The organism is Rhizobium sp. A22-96 (genome assembly GCF_053521805.1).
Genome location: NZ_JBNWDQ010000003.1, coordinates 1,094,783 through 1,112,075, shown reverse-complemented (window position 1 = coordinate 1,112,075; position 17,293 = coordinate 1,094,783). Strand labels below are relative to the sequence as shown.

At 60.1% G+C, this 17,293-nt stretch carries 18 protein-coding genes and 1 riboswitch; of the genes, 8 read left to right on the top strand and 10 right to left on the bottom strand.

Annotated features, from left to right (window positions below):
• Positions 1-4 precede the first annotated feature (4 nt).
• From ACQZ6F_RS18290 to gcvT, 5 genes are all read right to left on the bottom strand, one after another.
• Positions 5-271: an addiction module antidote protein gene (locus tag ACQZ6F_RS18290; protein ID WP_068387167.1), complete on the bottom strand. Its 267-nt coding sequence runs from the start codon at positions 269-271 to the stop codon at positions 5-7.
• Between the two features lies 1 nt (position 272).
• Positions 273-893, bottom strand: coding sequence for an alpha/beta hydrolase (locus ACQZ6F_RS18285; RefSeq protein WP_449093146.1), 621 nt, complete (start codon positions 891-893; stop codon positions 273-275).
• A gap of 147 nt (positions 894-1,040) precedes the next feature.
• Positions 1,041-3,905 (bottom strand): aminomethyl-transferring glycine dehydrogenase, encoded by a 2,865-nt coding sequence (gcvP, locus tag ACQZ6F_RS18280; protein WP_449093147.1) that lies wholly within the window; start codon positions 3,903-3,905, stop codon positions 1,041-1,043.
• Entirely contained in the window at positions 3,905-4,267 is a 363-nt protein-coding gene (gene gcvH, locus ACQZ6F_RS18275; protein ID WP_068387158.1) for a glycine cleavage system protein GcvH, read from the bottom strand. The genes gcvP and gcvH overlap by 1 nt, the downstream gene beginning before the upstream one ends.
• A gap of 26 nt (positions 4,268-4,293) precedes the next feature.
• On the bottom strand, positions 4,294-5,430 hold the full coding sequence (gene gcvT / locus ACQZ6F_RS18270; RefSeq protein WP_449093148.1) for a glycine cleavage system aminomethyltransferase GcvT: 1,137 nt from the start codon (positions 5,428-5,430) through the stop codon (positions 4,294-4,296).
• Positions 5,431-5,578: 148 nt separating this feature from the next.
• Positions 5,579-5,666: riboswitch (glycine riboswitch) on the bottom strand.
• 168 nt (positions 5,667-5,834) lie between these two features.
• Here gcvT and ACQZ6F_RS18265 point away from each other — a divergent pair.
• From ACQZ6F_RS18265 to ACQZ6F_RS18230, 8 genes are all read left to right on the top strand, one after another.
• Positions 5,835-6,368 (top strand): copper chaperone PCu(A)C, encoded by a 534-nt coding sequence (locus ACQZ6F_RS18265; protein ID WP_449093149.1) that lies wholly within the window; start codon positions 5,835-5,837, stop codon positions 6,366-6,368.
• A 186-nt stretch (positions 6,369-6,554) separates the two neighbouring features.
• Positions 6,555-7,553 (top strand): RluA family pseudouridine synthase, encoded by a 999-nt coding sequence (locus ACQZ6F_RS18260; RefSeq protein WP_449093150.1) that lies wholly within the window; start codon positions 6,555-6,557, stop codon positions 7,551-7,553.
• A complete protein-coding gene (locus ACQZ6F_RS18255) occupies positions 7,550-8,203 on the top strand; it encodes an HAD-IA family hydrolase (RefSeq protein WP_077471038.1) in 654 nt (217 codons plus the stop codon). The genes ACQZ6F_RS18260 and ACQZ6F_RS18255 overlap by 4 nt, the downstream gene beginning before the upstream one ends.
• 9 nt (positions 8,204-8,212) lie before the next feature.
• Positions 8,213-8,998, top strand: a complete 786-nt coding sequence (locus ACQZ6F_RS18250; protein WP_449093151.1) for an ATP12 family chaperone protein — start codon at positions 8,213-8,215, stop codon at positions 8,996-8,998.
• A gap of 69 nt (positions 8,999-9,067) precedes the next feature.
• On the top strand, positions 9,068-9,538 hold the full coding sequence (locus ACQZ6F_RS18245; RefSeq protein WP_449093152.1) for a hypothetical protein: 471 nt from the start codon (positions 9,068-9,070) through the stop codon (positions 9,536-9,538).
• A 63-nt stretch (positions 9,539-9,601) separates the two neighbouring features.
• Complete coding sequence (locus ACQZ6F_RS18240; protein WP_449093153.1) at positions 9,602-11,134, top strand: acyl-CoA carboxylase subunit beta; 1,533 nt, start codon at positions 9,602-9,604, stop codon at positions 11,132-11,134.
• Between the two features lie 123 nt (positions 11,135-11,257).
• The gene (locus ACQZ6F_RS18235; RefSeq protein ID WP_034477484.1) at positions 11,258-11,650 is read left to right on the top strand and encodes a DoxX family protein; all 393 of its coding nucleotides are present in this window, start codon (positions 11,258-11,260) and stop codon (positions 11,648-11,650) included.
• A gap of 134 nt (positions 11,651-11,784) precedes the next feature.
• Positions 11,785-12,171, top strand: coding sequence for a DoxX family protein (locus ACQZ6F_RS18230; RefSeq protein ID WP_449093154.1), 387 nt, complete (start codon positions 11,785-11,787; stop codon positions 12,169-12,171).
• An 11-nt stretch (positions 12,172-12,182) separates the two neighbouring features.
• On the opposite strand, the gene sugE is transcribed toward ACQZ6F_RS18230, so the two are convergent.
• From sugE to ACQZ6F_RS18205, 5 genes are all read right to left on the bottom strand, one after another.
• Entirely contained in the window at positions 12,183-12,497 is a 315-nt protein-coding gene (gene sugE, locus ACQZ6F_RS18225) for a quaternary ammonium compound efflux SMR transporter SugE (RefSeq protein WP_449093155.1), read from the bottom strand.
• A 153-nt stretch (positions 12,498-12,650) separates the two neighbouring features.
• Positions 12,651-13,484, bottom strand: coding sequence for an S-formylglutathione hydrolase (gene fghA, locus ACQZ6F_RS18220; protein WP_449093156.1), 834 nt, complete (start codon positions 13,482-13,484; stop codon positions 12,651-12,653).
• Positions 13,481-13,948 carry a YaiI/YqxD family protein gene (locus tag ACQZ6F_RS18215; protein ID WP_449093157.1) on the bottom strand — a complete coding sequence of 156 codons (468 nt, stop codon included), beginning with the start codon at positions 13,946-13,948 and terminating at the stop codon, positions 13,481-13,483. Before ACQZ6F_RS18215 ends, fghA begins: the two co-directional genes overlap by 4 nt.
• A 63-nt stretch (positions 13,949-14,011) precedes the next feature.
• A complete protein-coding gene (locus tag ACQZ6F_RS18210; RefSeq protein ID WP_077471045.1) occupies positions 14,012-15,139 on the bottom strand; it encodes an S-(hydroxymethyl)glutathione dehydrogenase/class III alcohol dehydrogenase in 1,128 nt (375 codons plus the stop codon).
• Between the two features lie 90 nt (positions 15,140-15,229).
• Positions 15,230-17,239, bottom strand: coding sequence for an acetyl-CoA carboxylase biotin carboxylase subunit (locus ACQZ6F_RS18205; RefSeq protein ID WP_449093158.1), 2,010 nt, complete (start codon positions 17,237-17,239; stop codon positions 15,230-15,232).
• Between the last annotated feature and the right edge of the window lie 54 nt (positions 17,240-17,293).

Sequence of the window (17,293 nt, the reverse complement as noted above, 5' to 3'; positions counted from 1 at the left end):
GCACTCAATGTGCTGATGGCACCGGCGTCAGCTTGAGGCCGAGCGCCTTGACGACCTTGAGGATCGTCGCGAATTCCGGATTTCCTTCGCCGCTCAATGCCCGGTAAAGCGCCGAGCGGTTCATGCCGACATCCTTGGCGAGCTTGCTCATATTGCGCATGCGTGCCACGTCACCCAATGCCCTGGCAATGGAGGATGGATCATCAGTCGCAAAAGCGGCTGCGATATAGCTATCGGGATTATCCGTATCGAAGCGATTTTCCTCGTTCATGTCATAGGCCTTTCCGTATGAGCCAGTCGCGGATGATCTCGGCCTCGTCTTGATGGAGATCATGACCAGTTGGCAGCACAAGAGTGCTGACATCCGCGCCGGCGTTTGCAAATTGTTGTCTGACGAGTTCCGCGTCGCCGGGCGTGCGGCGTTGATCCTGCTCGCCGGCGGTGATCAGGATCGGCAGGTCGAACATGGATGGAAACTCTGCTTCTGGCGCCGGCGAAAGGGGCCGCATCAGGACTGCCGATGATGCGAGCCCGGGCTGTCGCTGCAGGACCGATGCAGCCATGATGGCGCCGTTGGAGAAACCGACCAGAATAGGCGGCTGCGCAAGCTGCTTTATCTCTATCGCCATTGCAATGAAACGGCAGAGCCTGTCCGTCTGCCGGTCGAGATCGTTGTAATCCAGGCTACGGTCAGGGGTGCGGCGAAAGAAGGCAAAACCATCCTCCCATTCGACCGCGCCGCGCAGAGACATATACGGTCGTTGCGGCGCAATCGTATCCGCAAGCGGGATGAGAGACGTTTCATCGCCGCTGCTGCCGTGCAGCAGAATCAGCGGAGGCGAGGGATGGTCCGCTCGCCCGGTGACGACATGAAATTCCGGCCATTCCGGCATAAAACTGACTTCCAAAGCCCATTGCCGCGTCAATAAAAACGCCGCGCATCCGGTGGGACGCGCAGCGTTTCATAGACAAGTTTCGCAATAGATTTATGTCGGCATTTGGCGAAGCGACTGAACCGCTTCGCTTTTTCGCGAAAAATCCTATTCGGCGGCCTCGGCGTAGGATTCGACCGGCGGACAGGAGCAAATCAGGTTCCTGTCGCCATAGACGTTGTCGACGCGATTGACCGGCGACCAGTACTTGTCCACGCGGAAAGCACCTGGCGGGTAGCAGGCCTGTTCGCGCGAATAGGGTCGATCCCATTCACCGACAAGATCTTCCACCGTGTGCGGCGCGTTCTTGAGGGGATTGTTGGTCTTGTCCATCCGGCCCTCTTCGATGGCGCGGGCTTCCTCACGGATTGCCAGCATCGCCGCGCAGAAACGGTCGAGTTCGGCCTTCGTCTCCGATTCGGTCGGCTCGATCATCAGCGTTCCGGCAACCGGCCAACTCATGGTCGGTGCATGGAAGCCACAATCGATGAGGCGCTTGGCAACATCGTCGACCGTCACGCCGGCGCTTGCGACCAGCGGGCGCGTATCGATGATGCATTCATGCGCGACGCGTCCGTCCTTGGACTTGTAGAGGACGTCATAGGCACCCTTCAGACGGGCGGCGATGTAGTTGGCGTTGAGGATCGCCACCTTCGTTGCCTGCGTCAGGCCTTCGCCGCCCATCATCAGGCAGTAGCTCCAGGAGATCGGCAGGATGGAGGCAGAACCGAAGGCTGCTGCCGAGACAGCACCGCTGCGGCCGTCCGTTTCCGGGTGGCCGGGCAGGTGAGGCGCCAGATGCGCCTTGACGCCGATCGGCCCCATGCCGGGTCCGCCGCCGCCATGCGGGATGCAGAAGGTCTTGTGCAGGTTGAGATGGCTGACGTCGGAGCCGATGTCGCCCGGGCGCGACAGGCCGACCATGGCGTTCATGTTGGCGCCATCGAGATAGACCTGACCGCCATGCTTGTGCACGAGATCGCAGATCTCCTTCACCGTCTCCTCGAAAACGCCGTGCGTCGAAGGATAGGTGATCATGCAGCAGGAGAGGTTGTCGGCATATTGCTCGGTCTTGGCGCGGAAATCGGCCATGTCGATATCGCCGTCATCGCTGACCTTGACGATCACCACCTTCATGCCCGCCATCTGCGCGGAGGCCGGGTTGGTACCGTGCGCCGAAGTCGGGATCAGGCAGATGTCGCGATGACCCTGGCCATTGGCAATGTGGTAGTTACGGATGGTCAGGAGGCCGGCATATTCGCCCTGTGCACCGGAGTTCGGTTGCATGGAGAAGGCGTCGTAGCCAGTCACGGAGCACAGCTTCTCAGTCAGATCATCGATCATTTCGCGATAGCCGAGCGCCTGATCGGCCGGCACGAAAGGATGGATGTCGGAGAATTCCGGCCAGGTGATCGGCAGCATTTCCGCCGTCGCATTCAGCTTCATCGTGCAGGAGCCGAGCGGGATCATCGAACGGTCGAGCGCCAGGTCGCGGTCGGAGAGACGGCGGATGTAGCGGGTCATCTCGCTTTCCGCGCGGTTCATGTGGAAGATCGGGTGCGTCAGATACTCGCTGGTGCGCAGCAGATCCTTCGGCAGACGATAGGAAGGCTCGAAATCGGCGATGCGGAAATTGCCGCCAAAGGCACGCCAGACGGCTTCCAGCGTCGCCGGGCGCGTGCGCTCGTCGAGGCTCATGGCGATCTTCGTCTCGCCGACCTTGCGAAGGTTCACACCCTCGGCGACGGCTGCCCGCATGATCAGGCCCTGCATGTGGCCGACTTCAACGGTGATCGTGTCGAAGAAGCTTTCCGGCTGGACGGTATAGCCGAGCTTTTCCAACCCCTTGGCCATCAGGACGGCCTTCTGGTGGACCTGCTGGGCTATGGCCTTCAGCCCCTGCGGACCGTGGAACACCGCATACATCGAGGCCATGACGGCAAGCAGAACCTGCGCGGTGCAGATGTTCGATGTCGCCTTTTCGCGGCGGATATGCTGTTCGCGGGTCTGCAGCGACAGGCGATAGGCGCGGTTGCCGCGCGCGTCGACGGAGACGCCGACGAGGCGGCCGGGCATGGAGCGCTTGTGGTCGTCCTTTACGGCCATATAGGCCGCGTGCGGACCGCCATATCCCACAGGTACGCCGAAGCGCTGGGAGGAGCCGATGGCGATGTCCGCGCCCATTTCACCGGGAGACTTCAGGAGCGTCAGTGCCAGCAGATCGGCAGCGACGACGGCGATGGCGCCGGTCTGGTGCAGTCGCGAAATCAGGCCGGTGAAATCGCTTATACGGCCATGGGTGCCCGGATACTGGAAGATCGCGCCGAAGACATCGACCGGATCGAGGTCAGTGAAGGGATTGCCGACGATGACGGACCAGCCGAGCGGCTCGGCGCGCGTCTTGATCAGCGCGATGGTCTGCGGATGGCAATCGGCATCGACGAAGAAGGCCTTGGCCTTCGACTTCGCCACGCGTTCCGCCATTGCCATGCCTTCGGCCGCGGCAGTCGCTTCATCGAGGAGCGAGGCGTTGGAGACATCCAGGCCCGTGAGGTCGCTGATCATCGTCTGATAATTCAGAAGGGCTTCGAGACGACCCTGGCTGATTTCGGGCTGATACGGCGTATAGGCGGTGTACCAGGCGGGGTTTTCCAGAATGTTGCGCTGGATGACCGGCGGCGTGATCGTGCCATAATAGCCTTGGCCAATCAGCGAAACCAGAACCTTGTTCTTGTTGGCGGTGTCGCGCAGCTTGTCGAGCGCCTCGCGCTCCGTCATCGGCGCGCCCCATGCGAGCGGCGCCTTCTGGCGGATGGCCGGCGGCAGCGTCGCATCAATCAGGCCGTCGAGGCTCTTATAGCCGATGACGCGAAGCATATCGGTCATCTCCGACGGAGACGGACCGATATGACGGCGATTGGCAAAATCGTAGGGCTGGTAATCGGTGAATGTGAATTCCGTAGGCGTCGTCATTACCCGATCAACTCCTTGTAACCGGATTCATCAAGAAGACCATCAAGATCACTGACATTCTTCAGCTTCAGCTTGAAGAACCAGCCGTCACCCATCGGGTCGGAATTGACGAGTGCAGGATCGGCAGCGATGGCTTCGTTGACTTCGGTGATTTCTCCATCAAGCGGACAATAGACTTCGGAAGCCGCCTTGACGGATTCGACGGTTGCCGCGTCGGCGCCCTTGGAGAGGTTGGCGCCAACTTCGGGCAGTTCCACGAACACGAGATCGCCGAGCTGTTCGGCGGCGTGTGCGGTGATGCCGACCGTTGCGACGTCGCCTTCAACCTTCAGCCATTCATGTTCTTCGGTGAATTTCAGCATGGATAAATCCTCTCTGGAAAAGACGTTCAGCGTTTGTAGGTAGGTTTGACGAAAGGCAGGGCGCTGACAGCGACGGGCAGGTACTTGCCGCGTACCTCGGCATAGACGGTCGTGCCGGGCGAGGCGAGCGAGGTCGGCACATAACCCATGGCGACGGGCGACTCGGCGCTCGGACCGAAGCTGCCCGAGGTGACCTCACCGATTTCGGTCTTGCCTTCGGCGTCGGCATAGAGCTTGGCATGATTGCGCACCGGCGCCTTGCCTTCCGGCTTCAGGCCGACGCGGCGGCGCGAGGCGCCATTGTCGAGTTCCGCGAGAATGCGGGATGAACCGGGAAAGCCGCCGGCACGGGCGCCACCGGTCTTGCGAGCCTTCTGCATCGCCCATTCGAGCGCGGCTTCCACCGGCGTCGTGGTCTGGTCGATATCATTGCCATAGAGGCAGAGACCGGCTTCGAGACGCAGGGAGTCGCGGGCACCAAGGCCGATCGGCTGCACATCCGGATGCTCGAGCAGCCGATTGGCAATGTCCACGGCCTTGTCGGCCGGTACGGAAATCTCGAAACCGTCTTCGCCGCTATAGCCCGAACGAGAGACGAGGCAGGAAACGTCATGGAGGCGACAATGGCGCACATCCATGAATTTCATGTGGGCGATGTCGGCCCAGAGTTCGGCAAGCACATCGACCGCATGCGGCCCCTGAAGGGCGATCAGCGCGCGATCGAGTAAAGTAATTTCGCAGCGATCGCCGATATGAGCTTGAAGATGCTTGAGATCCTGCTCCTTGCAGGCAGCGTTGACGACGACGAACAGGTGATCGTCCAGGTGGGTGATCATCAGATCGTCAAGAATGCCACCATTGTCGTCGGTGAAGAAGCCGTAGCGCTGACGTCCCTCGGCGAGCCCGAGGATATCGACCGGCACAAGGCATTCCAGCGCAAGTGCGGCATCCTCATATTGGCCGGAGCGGGCGCGGATCGTCACCTGGCCCATATGGGAGACATCGAACAGACCGGCTGAAGCGCGGGTCCAAAGATGCTCCTTCATGACGCCTGCAGGATACTGCACGGGCATGTCGTAACCAGCGAACGGCACCATGCGGGCGCCGAGCGATACATGCAGATCGTGAAACGGTGTTTTCTTGAGGGCAGCGGTCTCGTCCAAATGACGCCTCCGGGTTTTGCGCTGATATCGAAGCGCAGAGCTCACAATTTCGACGCGGTTGCGCCTGACGATGAGCCCCCTCTGTCTGTGTGCCTGAGATTGTTATCCCTTCGGCGAACGCTTTCGCGCTTCTCTCCAGAGTTCCGTCTGCCCCTTGCTGGTCCTTTGGCCTGAGAGTTTCCGGGGCGGTTGCTCCTTCGGCACCGGCTCGCGCCGGATTCTCCCAACAAGGTTGAGTGTCATTATCTGGTAGTCGAGAGAGATGGCAAGGGGCAAATGTCGTCATCGAACAAATTTTTGTCGCGCCGTTCGAAGGCGTGCCGAGCGGCAGATGCGGGGCTTTGCAATGACCTCTCGAAAGGCTATCCCTTCGGGTCGACAGAGGAGCCGGGCAGGAGAAAATGATGAACCGTTGTCACGTCGCAGCATTGCTGATCTCAGCAGCCGTACTTTCGCTTTCGCCGATTGGCGCGGTTGCGCAGCAGAGCAATGACATGAAGGGCATGGCTGGAATGCATATGGATGCACAGGCAGCACCGTCCGGTTCCGCTACCGGCAAGCTTGGCGATCTCGATATCAGCGGTGGTTATGTTCGTGCCATGCTGCCCGGCCAGCCGGTCGGCGGCGGGTATATTACCATCCACAATACCGGCAAGACCGCCGACAAGCTGACCTCGGTCACCTCATCGGAGGCGGGCAAGGTGGAGCTGCACGAGATGAAGATGGACGGCGAGATCATGAAGATGCGCGAGATGAAGGATGGCATCGCCATTCCCGCCGGCGCTACCGTGACGCTTGCGCCCAACACTATGCATATGATGTTCAAGCAGGTGAAGACGCCTTTCAAGAAGGGCGGCACGGTGCCTGTCATGCTGATGTTCGAGAAGGCCGGGATGATCGATCTCACCCTGCCTGTCGTCTCGGCCAAGGGAAACTGAGCCAGAAAATTATCCGGCGCGGATAATTCCAGTTTCCACTTTTGCTCGAAATGCTCTAAAGCCACCTCAAAAGGTCGGGAAATGCCCGGCCGCGGGGCTATTCGTCCCGTTGTTTGAATCGGCATGATCCCGTCCAGCGAATGTTTGGCACTTCCGGGGCATGCCGCGGCATTTGAAAGAAGAACAATGGCCGGGATTGAACATATACAGGTCGAGCCTGAAGAAGCCGGCATGCGCCTCGATCGTTGGTTCAAAGTCCATTTTCCGGGTCTGGGATTTGGTCAGCTGCAGAAGCTGCTGCGTTCTGGTCAGGTGCGCGTCGATGGCGGTCGCGTCAAGACGGATGCGCGCGTGCAGCCGGGGCAGGTGGTGCGCGTGCCGCCACTCGACGTAGACGCCAAGGCGCTGAAGAGCGGGCCCATCGGCAACAATGACTTGAAACATTCCGGCGACGGCGAGCTTCTCGCGCGCATGCTGCTGCATGAAGACGACAAGGTCTTTGTATTGAACAAGCCGGCCGGCCTTGCAGTGCAGGGCGGTTCCGGCCTTGTCCGGCATCTTGATAAGATGCTTGAGGCGTGGACGAGCAAGAAGGGCGAAAAGCCGCGCCTGGTGCACCGTCTCGACCGCGATACATCCGGCGTCCTTGTCGTAGCCCGCACCCGCGGCGCGGCGCAGAAGCTGACGGCGGCCTTTCGCGAGCGCGATACCAAGAAGACCTATTGGTCGCTGGTGAAAGGCGTGCCGCGCAAGCACGAGGACAAGATTTCCACCTGGCTGGTGAAGGAAGCGACACCGGATGGTGATCGCATGCGCATCGCCAAGCATGGGGAAGACGGCGCGGACCACGCCATCTCCTACTACCGTGTACTCGAAACCGCGGCACAGAGCCTCGCCTGGCTCGAAATGGAGCCCTATACCGGCCGCACGCACCAGCTGCGCGTTCATGCCCTGCACATAGGCCACCCGATCATCGGCGACCCCAAATATTTCGATGACGATCCGAACTGGGATTTTCCAGGCGGTGTTCAGAAGCGATTGCATCTGCATGCCCGACACATCGACATCCCGCATCCGAATGGCGGTCGCCTGCGCGTTACGGCACCTTTGCCGCCGCACATGGTGCAGACCTGGAACCTTCTCGGACTTGACATGGCATCGGCAGGGGAGCCGGAAGACGAATGAAACTGGTTCTTTTCGATTGCGATGGCACGCTGATCGACAGCGCGCGCCTTATCCATGAGGTCATGGCGCGGACGTTTGTGGCTTTCGGCTACAAGCGCCCGGATGTCTCCGCTACCAAATCGATCATCGGTCTGACGCTCGATATCGCCATTGCCCGCATGCAGGGCAAGGCCCATGTCGATGACGAAGCGATCGCCATGACAGCGCATTACAAGTCGATCTTCCCCGGCGTTCGCGATGAGGCTGACATGCAGACGCCGCTGTTCGACGGCATCAAGCCGTTGATCGAGATCCTCGCGGCTCGCGACGAGTTGCTGCTCGGTGCCGTGACAGGCAAGTCCCGCCGTGGCCTGACCCATATTCTTGAAGTCAATGGTTTCACGCCTTACTTCGTGGTTTCACGCACCGCCGACGATTGCCCGTCGAAGCCGCATCCGGCGATGGTGACGGAATGCTGCGATGAAACCGGGATGGACCCACACGATACCATCGTCATCGGCGATGCGGTCTATGACATGCAGATGGCAAAGGCAGCAGGCGCCACGGCGATCGGCGTATCTTGGGGTTACGCTTCGGTCGAGGAGCTGCTTGCAGCCGGCGCCGATGCGATCGCCCACCATCCCAACGACTTGTTGAGCCATATTCTCTGAGGTGACGCCATGCGCGACCTGTTGAACGATCTTTCCGAGGGGTTGAGCCACCCCGATCCGATCCGCCGTGCGCAGATCCAGATGAAAAGGCCCTTGCCGAAGCGCTTCTACAAGGAGGTGACGATCAGCAAGGGTGAAGATGGACACGCCATTGCGCTCGATGGCAAGGCGGTCAAGACGCCAGCTCGCCATACTCTGGCTTTGCCGACGGAAGCGCTCGCCAGACTGGTGGCCGCCGAATGGGCGAGACAGGTCGAGGTCATCGATCCCGCAACCATGCCCGTTACCCGCCTCGTCAACACCGCCATCGATGGCGTCGTTGCTGAGAGCCAGGCGGTGTTCGACGAAATCGTGCGTTTTTCCGGCAATGACCTGCTCTGCTATCGGGCCGATGGCCCGGAGCGCCTCGTGGAGCGGCAGTCGGCACGCTGGAACCCGGTGATCGAATGGGCGGCGGACGCGCTTGGCGCTCGCTTCATCCTCGCTGAAGGTGTCATGCATCAGGATCAGCCCGGCGAAGCCATCGCTGCCTTTGCCTCGGCATTGCAGAAATACGGTGCGCTGATGGAGCTTGCGAGCCTGCATACGATCACGACGCTGACGGGCTCGGCGATCCTGGCGCTTGCTTTCGCAGAGGGTTTCCTGCCGCTCGCCGAAGTCTGGTCGCTTGCCCATCTCGACGAGGACTGGACGATCGAACATTGGGGCAGCGACGAGGAAGCGGAACGGCGGCGCTCGCAACGTTTTGAAGAATTTCAGGCCGCAACGGATGTTTTTTCTGCTCTGCGCAGTTGAATATTGTTGATTTCCAGTCCTTTATAGCGGCCTTCGTATCTTGCAGGTTGGGAAGTCGGGGCAGGTATCATGTTGTTGTCGAGGTCGGGAGCCGTGTTGGCGCTCGTGGGATGTTTGGCTCTGGCGGCGTGCTCCAGCTGGTCCGTTGATCCTCCTCCTCCGACCTATGACGTTCGCAGCTCGACCGTGGTGGCCGATCAGGCCTTGCCGCCCGTTTCGCCGGCGCTGATTGCAGCGGTCAATGATCGCGTAAACGCCTCGATCGCTGCGACAACCCATAATGCGGCGCTGCCGCCTGTCGCCATCACCATCCGGCTGACCGATGTTCGCAAGGCGCGCGGCTTCAATCGCGATCGCAGCAGCGCGAAGGTCAATATCGATGCAGCCGAGCTGAACGGCGGCTCCGTCATCGCCATGGCGTCCTTTGAGATCAGAACGGTCGCGCCCGATCCGGCCACGGCCGACGAGCTGCTGGCGGAAGATATCGCCGCGCGCGTCCGCTCCATCTTTTCGCTGACCATGCCGCGGCTGGCGGAATAAGCTGATAGCTTCAAGGAAGGCTCGCGCCATGCTAAGCCCGAGCAGTGAGGGAGAGAGGGCCGCATGAAGGAAATCCTGCAGGAACTGGAACGCCGTCGCGAAGTCGCAAGACTGGGCGGCGGCCAGGCGCGCATCGACGCGCAGCATGCGCGCGGCAAGCTGACGGCGCGCGAGCGCATCGATATCTTTCTCGATGAAGGTTCCTTCGAGGAATTCGACATGTTCGTCGAACATCGCTCGACCGATTTCGGCATGGACAAGAGCAAGATCGCCGGCGACGGCGTCGTCACCGGCTGGGGCACCGTCAACGGACGCACTGTTTTCATTTTTGCCAAGGATTTCACTGTCTTCGGCGGGTCTCTTTCAGAAGCGCATGCGGAAAAGATCACCAAGGTACAAGACATGGCGCTGAAGAATCGGGCGCCCATCATTGGTATCTACGATGCCGGCGGCGCCCGTATTCAGGAAGGCGTGGCCGCACTTGGCGGCTATGCCGAGGTGTTCCAGCGCAACGTGCTTGCCTCCGGCGTCATCCCGCAGATTTCCGTGATCATGGGCCCCTGTGCGGGTGGCGACGTCTATTCGCCAGCCATGACCGATTTCATCTTCATGGTTCGCGACACGTCCTACATGTTCGTAACCGGGCCGGACGTGGTGAAAACCGTTACCAACGAGACTGTGACCTCCGAGCAGCTCGGTGGCGCCTCGGTGCACACGACGAAATCCTCGATCGCCGATGCGGCTTACGACAATGATGTCGACACGCTGCTGCAGGTGCGCCGCCTCATCGACTTTCTGCCGCAGTCGAACACATCGGCACTTCCCGAGATCGAGTGCTATCAATCCGTCACCGAGCCCGATACCTCGCTTGATACGCTGATCCCGGCCAATGCCAACAAGCCCTACGACATCAAGGAGCTGATCCTGAAGGTGGCGGACGAGGGCGATTTCCTTGAGATACAGGAGAGTTTTGCCAAGAACATCGTCTGCGGCTTTGGCCGGATCGAGGGAGCCACGGTCGGCTTCGTCGCTAATCAGCCCATGGTGCTGGCCGGCGTGCTCGACAGCGATGCCTCGCGCAAGGCCGCGCGTTTCGTGCGCTTCTGCGATTGCTTCAATATCCCGCTCGTGACCTTCGTCGATGTCCCTGGCTTCTTGCCGGGAACGGCGCAGGAATATGGCGGCTTGATCAAGCATGGCGCCAAGCTGCTGTTTGCCTATGCGGAGGCGACGGTGCCGAAACTGACGGTCATCACCCGCAAGGCCTTTGGCGGCGCCTATGACGTCATGGCGTCAAAGCATCTGCGTGGCGATCTCAACTATGCGTGGCCGACGGCGCAGATCGCCGTCATGGGTGCCAAGGGCGCAGTCGAGATCATCTTCCGCAAGGATATTGCCGATCCCGAGAAGATCGCGGCCCATACCAAGATGTATGAGGACCGTTTCCTGTCGCCCTTCGTCGCCGCCGAACGCGGCTATATCGACGAGGTGATCATGCCGCGCTCGACCCGCAGGCGGTTGGCCCAGGGGTTACGGATGCTGCGCAACAAAGATCTGACCAATCCCTGGAAGAAGCACGACAACATTCCCCTGTGAGTATGTGACAACAAGCCACGGATTTTACACGGAAAATTGATTGGACGTCAGAATCCGTGTTTTCCCGTTCGCGGGCGTCCGCTCTAATGCTTGCTCCTGGGGGAGTTAAAACTGGAGTCTAAAATGGCGCTTTCCGATCGGCTGAACCAATATCAGCCCTATGCTCTTACTGTATTGCGTATCGTCACCGGCGTATTGTTCATCGAACATGGCCTGCAGAAGCTTTTTGGCTTCCCGCCAGGTGGTCAGTTCCCAAGCCCGTTGCCGACCCTGCTTCTGGTGCAGGGTATCATCGAGGTCGTCGGCGGTTTGGCGACGATTGTCGGCTTCTTTACCCGTCCTGTCGCATTCATCCTTTGCGGCAATATGGCGGTTGCCTATTTCATGGCGCATTACCCGAAGAATTTCTTCCCGGCCAACAATGGCGGTGATGCGGCTATCCTCTACTGCTTCATCTTCCTGTTCCTGATCTTCGCTGGCCCCGGCCTTCTGGCGATCGACAACAACAAGAAGTAAGCACATAGATGCCGGGCTCGGCTGATGGCTGGGCCCGGCGAATAAATCCGTCTCTCGCGTGTTGACTCCATAGTCGGCGGAACGAGAGCATTTAGGAAGGATCTCGTTCGCATCCCCTTCGAACGGAGATCCTTATGTCCCTTTCCGAACGCTTGTCGCCTTATCAGCCCGCTGCACTCGCGGTCCTGCGAATTGTCACGGCTCTATTGTTCATCGAACATGGCACGCAAAAGCTCTTCGGCTTTCCGCCAGCTCCCTATGCAATCACGACATTATTTTTCGTCGCGGCTGTGATCGAGCTTGTTGGCGGCATTCTGATTCTGATCGGTCTCTTTACCCGCCCCATTGCGTTCCTGCTCAGCGGCGAAATGGCGGTCGCCTATTTCACCGTCCATATGCCGATCAATTTCTTCCCAGCCAACAATCAGGGCGATGGCGCAGTGCTGTTCTGCTTCATCTTCCTGTTTCTGGTGTTTGCCGGTGCGGGAGAGTGGGCGCTGGACAATCGCCAGCGCCGATGATTGCGGGTTCGTCAGGCGACGAATTTGAGGCCGGCAATGCCGGCCACGATCAGGCCGATGCAGGCGAGGCGGACCAGGGTTGCTGGATCGCCAAGCAGCCATATGCCCAGCAGCACGGTGCCGACCGTGCCGATGCCGGTCCAGACGGCATAGGCCGTGCCCATGGGCAGGGTCTTTACCGCAAGGCCCAGCAACGCAATGCTGATGATCATCGATATGACGGTGAGGACAGTCGGCGTCAGCCGCGTGAAACCATCGGTATATTTCAGGCCGACCGCCCAGCCAATTTCGAACAGACCTGCAAGGAAAAGCAGAAACCAAGCCATTTTACGCTCCTTTGTTAAGAGCGAGGCCGTCCCCGCGGAAGCTTACGGCCGATCAATCGATAGCGGCCGCCGCAGTCGTCTGCGCGTTTTCTATATGCCTCTATTACTGGCGTTTTTCAAGCTTTTGAGTGCATGGCTGCTATGCCACCCGTTTCACGCTAGGCGTTCAGCGTGCCATTTCAGATGATCGTCCATGAAGCTAGAAATGAAATAGTAGGAGTGGTCGTAGCGTTCGTGCATGCGCAGCGTCAGGCCGATACCGGTGTCCTTGACCGACTCTTCGAACAGCCAGGGGCGCAGGCCGTTTTCGAGGAAGCTGTCGGCCTTGCCTTGATCGATCAGGAACTCCGGGAAGCGGGCGCCGTCCTCAACGAGAGAGCACGCATCGTATCGTCTCCAGGCAGCCTTGTCGGCACCGAGATATTTCTCAAAGCCCGGTGCGGACCAATCCGCAGTCGACGGCTGGACGATCGGTGCAAAGGCGGAGCAGCTCTTGAAGCGATCCGGGTTCTTCAGTGCGATCGTCATTGCGCCGTGGCCGCCCATGGAATGGCCGAAAATGCCCTGGCGGCTCATGTCGACGCGGAACTGCTTGGCGAGGAGTGGTGGCAACTCCTCGGTGATATAGCTGTACATCCGATAATTTTCGGCCCAGGGCGTCTCGGTGGCGTCGAGATAGAAGCCGGCGCCTTTGCCCATCTGCCAGTTGGTCAGTTCGTCCGGCACGTCATTGCCGCGCGGGCTGGTGTCCGGGCAGACGATGATCAGGCCGAGCTCGGCGGCCATGCGGCGATATTCGCCTTTTTCCATCACATTGGCATGGGTGCAGGTGAGGCCGGAGAGATACCAGAGGACCGGGCGAGGCTCCTTGATCGCCTGCGGCGGCACGAAGACAGCGAAGGTCATTTCGCATTTGCAGGCGTCCGACTCGTGCGAAAAGACGCCCTGCATGCCGCCGAAGGCGGTGTTCTGGGAAATGATATTCAAGACTGATCTCCAGGCGATGATTGATGTGCTTTGGCACGCCGGCAGAGCCGGTCGAATGTTTCAAGGAAAGCGGAGCGGTCGCGCGGCGAAAAGGCGGCGTTGTAGCCTTTGCTCTCGCCGGTTTCGCGAAGATGTGCGCCGAGATCGCGCATCGCGGTCGCCATGCCGATATTGGCAACGTCAAACACTCGACCTGTCGGTCCGGTAACCAGCGCGCCGGTGGCGACGCAGCGCCCGGCGAGCGGCACGTCGGCGGTGACTACAATATCTCCGGGACCGGCATGCTCGGCGATCCAGTTATCGGCCGCATCAAAGGCGTTGGAGACGATGATGTTCTTCACCATCGGATCCCGCGACGGGCGCAATCCGGAATTGGCGACAAGGGTAACTTCGATGCCGTGGCGTTCGGCAACCTTCAGGATTTCCGGTTTGACCGGGCAGGCGTCTGCATCGACATAGATCATTAAATCAAATCTTTTCAGATGCATGCGGCATATTTCTTATATGCCGCATGCAATTCCTCGGCCTTAGTAGACCACGACACCCCGGATGCTTTCGCCGGAATGCATCAGCTCGAAGCCTCTGTTGATGTCTTCAAGCGGCATGGTGTGGGTGATCATCGGATCGATCTGGATCTTGCCTTGCATGTACCAGTCGACGATCTTCGGCACATCGGTGCGGCCACGTGCGCCGCCGAAGGCAGTGCCCATCCAGTTGCGGCCGGTGACCAGTTGGAACGGACGGGTAGAGATCTCCTGGCCAGCCCCTGCAACGCCGATGATGATGGATTTGCCCCAGCCGCGATGCGAGGCTTCCAGCGCCTGCCGCATGACCTTGGTGTTACCCGTGCAGTCGAACGTGTAGTCAGCGCCGCCGATCAGGTCGCCGTTGCGTTTCGTCAAGTTGACGAGATAGGGCACGATGTCGTCACCGACTTCCTTCGGATTGACGAAGTGGGTCATACCGAACTTTTCGCCCCAGGCCTTGCGGTCATTGTTGATATCGACGCCGATGATCATATCCGCGCCGGCAAGGCGCAGGCCTTGAAGCACATTGAGACCGATGCCGCCGAGACCGAAGACGATCGCGGTCGAGCCGATTTCGACCTTGGCGGTGTTGATGACGGCGCCGATGCCTGTCGTGACGCCGCAGCCGATGTAGCAGATCTTGTCGAAGGGGGCGTCCGGATTGACCTTGGCAAGGGCGATCTCGGGCAGAACGGTGAAGTTGGCGAAGGTTGAACAGCCCATGTAGTGATGGATCTTGTCCTTGCCGATCGAGAAACGCGACGTGCCATCGGGCATGAGACCCTGGCCCTGGGTTGCGCGGATCGAGGTGCAGAGGTTGGTCTTGCGCGAAAGGCAGGAATAGCACTCGCGGCACTCCGGCGTATAAAGCGGAATGACGTGATCGCCCTTCTTCACCGAGGTCACACCTGGTCCTACATCAACGACGATGCCGGCGCCCTCATGGCCGAGGATGGCGGGGAACAGACCTTCAGGATCAGCCCCCGACAGAGTGAAGTCGTCGGTGTGGCAGATGCCTGTCGCCTTCACCTCGATCAGCACTTCGCCGGCCTTCGGCCCCTCCAGCTGAACCGTCATCACCTCAAGCGGCTTGCCAGCCTGAACTGCTACCGCAGCACGTACATCCATCGTCTCATCCCTTCTTGCAATGATTTTGGTTCGCACGACATTGGCATGGGCGTACGGGACGCCTCAAGTGAAATCAATGCCGTATTTTGATCAAGCAAATTCCATGATGACAGCATCGACCGCTAGGCTTTCACCCGCCTTGGCATTGATCTTGCTGACAACCAGGTCACGCTCGGCGCGCAGAACATTCTCCATCTTCATTGCTTCGACGATGGCAAGCGTCTCTCCCGCCTTGACCTCCTGGCCCTCGGCAACCGCAATGGCGACGACCAGGCCGGGCATGGGGCAGAGCAGAAGCTTGGACGTATCCGGCGGCAATTTGACGGGCATCAGTCTGTCAAGTTCCGCCTGACGAGGCGTGAAGACTTTCAGCCGCACCGAAATGCCCTGCCAATCGATGCGCAGGCCATTCAGCAATGGGCGGATCTGTGCTGTCAGCTTGCGACTGCCGACGCTGCCGACCCACACCGCATCGCCAGGCCGCCAGTCGGTTGCGACCGTCGCAGTCTCGTCGCCAATCCGCATGTCCATCTCGAAGGGGATGGTCACCACGCCTTCGAGCAATGTCACGGGCAGGTAGTCGGTGCCGAGCTTGACGACCCATTCGTCCCGCAGTGGGCCTGCCGCTGGTCGCAGGCGGTCGGCGTAACGTTCGCGGCGGCCCGATTCGATCAGGCTGCAGGAGAGGGCGACGGCTGCGAGCACCGCGGCCTGGTTCTCATCCGGTGCTGCCGGCGCAAAGCCTTCCGGATATTCCTCGGCGATGAAGCCGGTGGAAAGGCGCCCCTCGCGCCAGCGCGGATGCTTCATCAGTGCCGAGAGGAACGGCATGTTGTGCTCGATCCCGTCGACGACGAAGCCATCCAGCGCTTCGCCCATGGCCTCGATCGCCTCCAGCCTGGATGGGGCCCAGGTGCAAAGCTTGGCGATCATCGGGTCGTAATACATGGAAATCTCGGCGCCTTCGAAGACGCCGGTGTCGTTGCGGACGATCGACTTGCCGCGCTTGCCCTCGCGCGGCGGACGATAACGCGTCAGGCGGCCGATCGAGGGCAGGAAATTGCGATAGGGGTCTTCCGCATAGAGACGGCTTTCGACAGCCCAGCCGTTGAGCTTGATGTCTTCTTGCTTGAAAGGCAGCTTTTCACCGAACGCAACACGAATCATCTGCTCGACCAGGTCGATGCCGGTCACGAGTTCGGTCACGGGATGCTCGACCTGCAGGCGGGTATTCATTTCAAGAAAATAGAAATTCCTGTCGCGATCGACGATGAACTCGACGGTGCCGGCGCTCTGGTAGTCGACAGCCTTGGCAAGGGCCACGGATTGTTCGCCCATGGCTTTCCGCGTTGCCTCATCGAGGAACGGCGAGGGCGCTTCTTCCACCACCTTCTGGTTCCGGCGCTGGATGGAGCATTCACGCTCGCCGAGATAGACGACATTGCCGTGACCGTCGGCCAGTACCTGGATTTCGATGTGGCGGGGGTCGACCACGAACTTCTCGATGAAGACGCGGTCGTCGCCAAACGAGCTCCTCGCCTCGGAGCGGGCCCGGTCGAAGCCGTCGCGCACCTCGTCCTTGCTCCAAGCGATGCGCATGCCCTTGCCGCCGCCGCCGGCGGATGCCTTGATCATGACGGGATAACCGATCTCGGCTGCGATCTTCTCGGCGTGATCGCCATCCTCGATGATGCCGAGATGGCCCGGCACGGTCGAGACCTTGGCGGCGTTCGCGAATTTCTTCGATTCGATTTTGTCGCCCATGGCCTCGATCGCCTTCGGCTTCGGGCCGATAAAGACGATGCCCTCCTTCTCAAGCGCTGCGCAGAAGGATGCGCGCTCGGAAAGAAAGCCGTAACCCGGATGGACCGCTTCCGCTCCGGTTTCCTTGCAGGCGGCGATGATCTTGTCGGCAATGAGATAGCTTTCCGCAGCCGGAGCCGGGCCAATATGGACTGATTCATCGGCCATTTCGACATGCAGGGCATCGCGGTCGGCATCCGAGTAGACGGCGACCGTCAGGATGCCCATCCGGCGCGCGCTCTTGATCACGCGGCAAGCGATCTCGCCGCGATTGGCGATCAGGATTTTCTTGAACATGCAATCTCCGCCCAATACGTCTGCTGTCTCAGTGTTTTAGCCACAAACCGGGCC

What these genes read in the sequence shown, in the direction of transcription:
- ACQZ6F_RS18290 (WP_068387167.1), bottom strand. Translation starts at nt 271, where the DNA reads ATGAACGAGGAAAATCGCTTCGATACGGATAATCCCGATAGCTATATC.
- ACQZ6F_RS18285 (WP_449093146.1), bottom strand. Translation starts at nt 893, where the DNA reads ATGCCGGAATGGCCGGAATTTCATGTCGTCACCGGGCGAGCGGACCAT.
- gcvP (WP_449093147.1), bottom strand. Translation starts at nt 3,905, where the DNA reads ATGACGACGCCTACGGAATTCACATTCACCGATTACCAGCCCTACGAT.
- gcvH (WP_068387158.1), bottom strand. Translation starts at nt 4,267, where the DNA reads ATGCTGAAATTCACCGAAGAACATGAATGGCTGAAGGTTGAAGGCGAC.
- ACQZ6F_RS18265 (WP_449093149.1), top strand. Translation starts at nt 5,835, where the DNA reads ATGAACCGTTGTCACGTCGCAGCATTGCTGATCTCAGCAGCCGTACTT.
- ACQZ6F_RS18260 (WP_449093150.1), top strand. Translation starts at nt 6,555, where the DNA reads ATGGCCGGGATTGAACATATACAGGTCGAGCCTGAAGAAGCCGGCATG.
- ACQZ6F_RS18255 (WP_077471038.1), top strand. Translation starts at nt 7,550, where the DNA reads ATGAAACTGGTTCTTTTCGATTGCGATGGCACGCTGATCGACAGCGCG.
- ACQZ6F_RS18250 (WP_449093151.1), top strand. Translation starts at nt 8,213, where the DNA reads ATGCGCGACCTGTTGAACGATCTTTCCGAGGGGTTGAGCCACCCCGAT.
- ACQZ6F_RS18245 (WP_449093152.1), top strand. Translation starts at nt 9,068, where the DNA reads ATGTTGTTGTCGAGGTCGGGAGCCGTGTTGGCGCTCGTGGGATGTTTG.
- ACQZ6F_RS18240 (WP_449093153.1), top strand. Translation starts at nt 9,602, where the DNA reads ATGAAGGAAATCCTGCAGGAACTGGAACGCCGTCGCGAAGTCGCAAGA.
- ACQZ6F_RS18235 (WP_034477484.1), top strand. Translation starts at nt 11,258, where the DNA reads ATGGCGCTTTCCGATCGGCTGAACCAATATCAGCCCTATGCTCTTACT.
- ACQZ6F_RS18230 (WP_449093154.1), top strand. Translation starts at nt 11,785, where the DNA reads ATGTCCCTTTCCGAACGCTTGTCGCCTTATCAGCCCGCTGCACTCGCG.
- sugE (WP_449093155.1), bottom strand. Translation starts at nt 12,497, where the DNA reads ATGGCTTGGTTTCTGCTTTTCCTTGCAGGTCTGTTCGAAATTGGCTGG.
- ACQZ6F_RS18215 (WP_449093157.1), bottom strand. Translation starts at nt 13,948, where the DNA reads ATGATCTATGTCGATGCAGACGCCTGCCCGGTCAAACCGGAAATCCTG.
- ACQZ6F_RS18210 (WP_077471045.1), bottom strand. Translation starts at nt 15,139, where the DNA reads ATGGATGTACGTGCTGCGGTAGCAGTTCAGGCTGGCAAGCCGCTTGAG.
- ACQZ6F_RS18205 (WP_449093158.1), bottom strand. Translation starts at nt 17,239, where the DNA reads ATGTTCAAGAAAATCCTGATCGCCAATCGCGGCGAGATCGCTTGCCGC.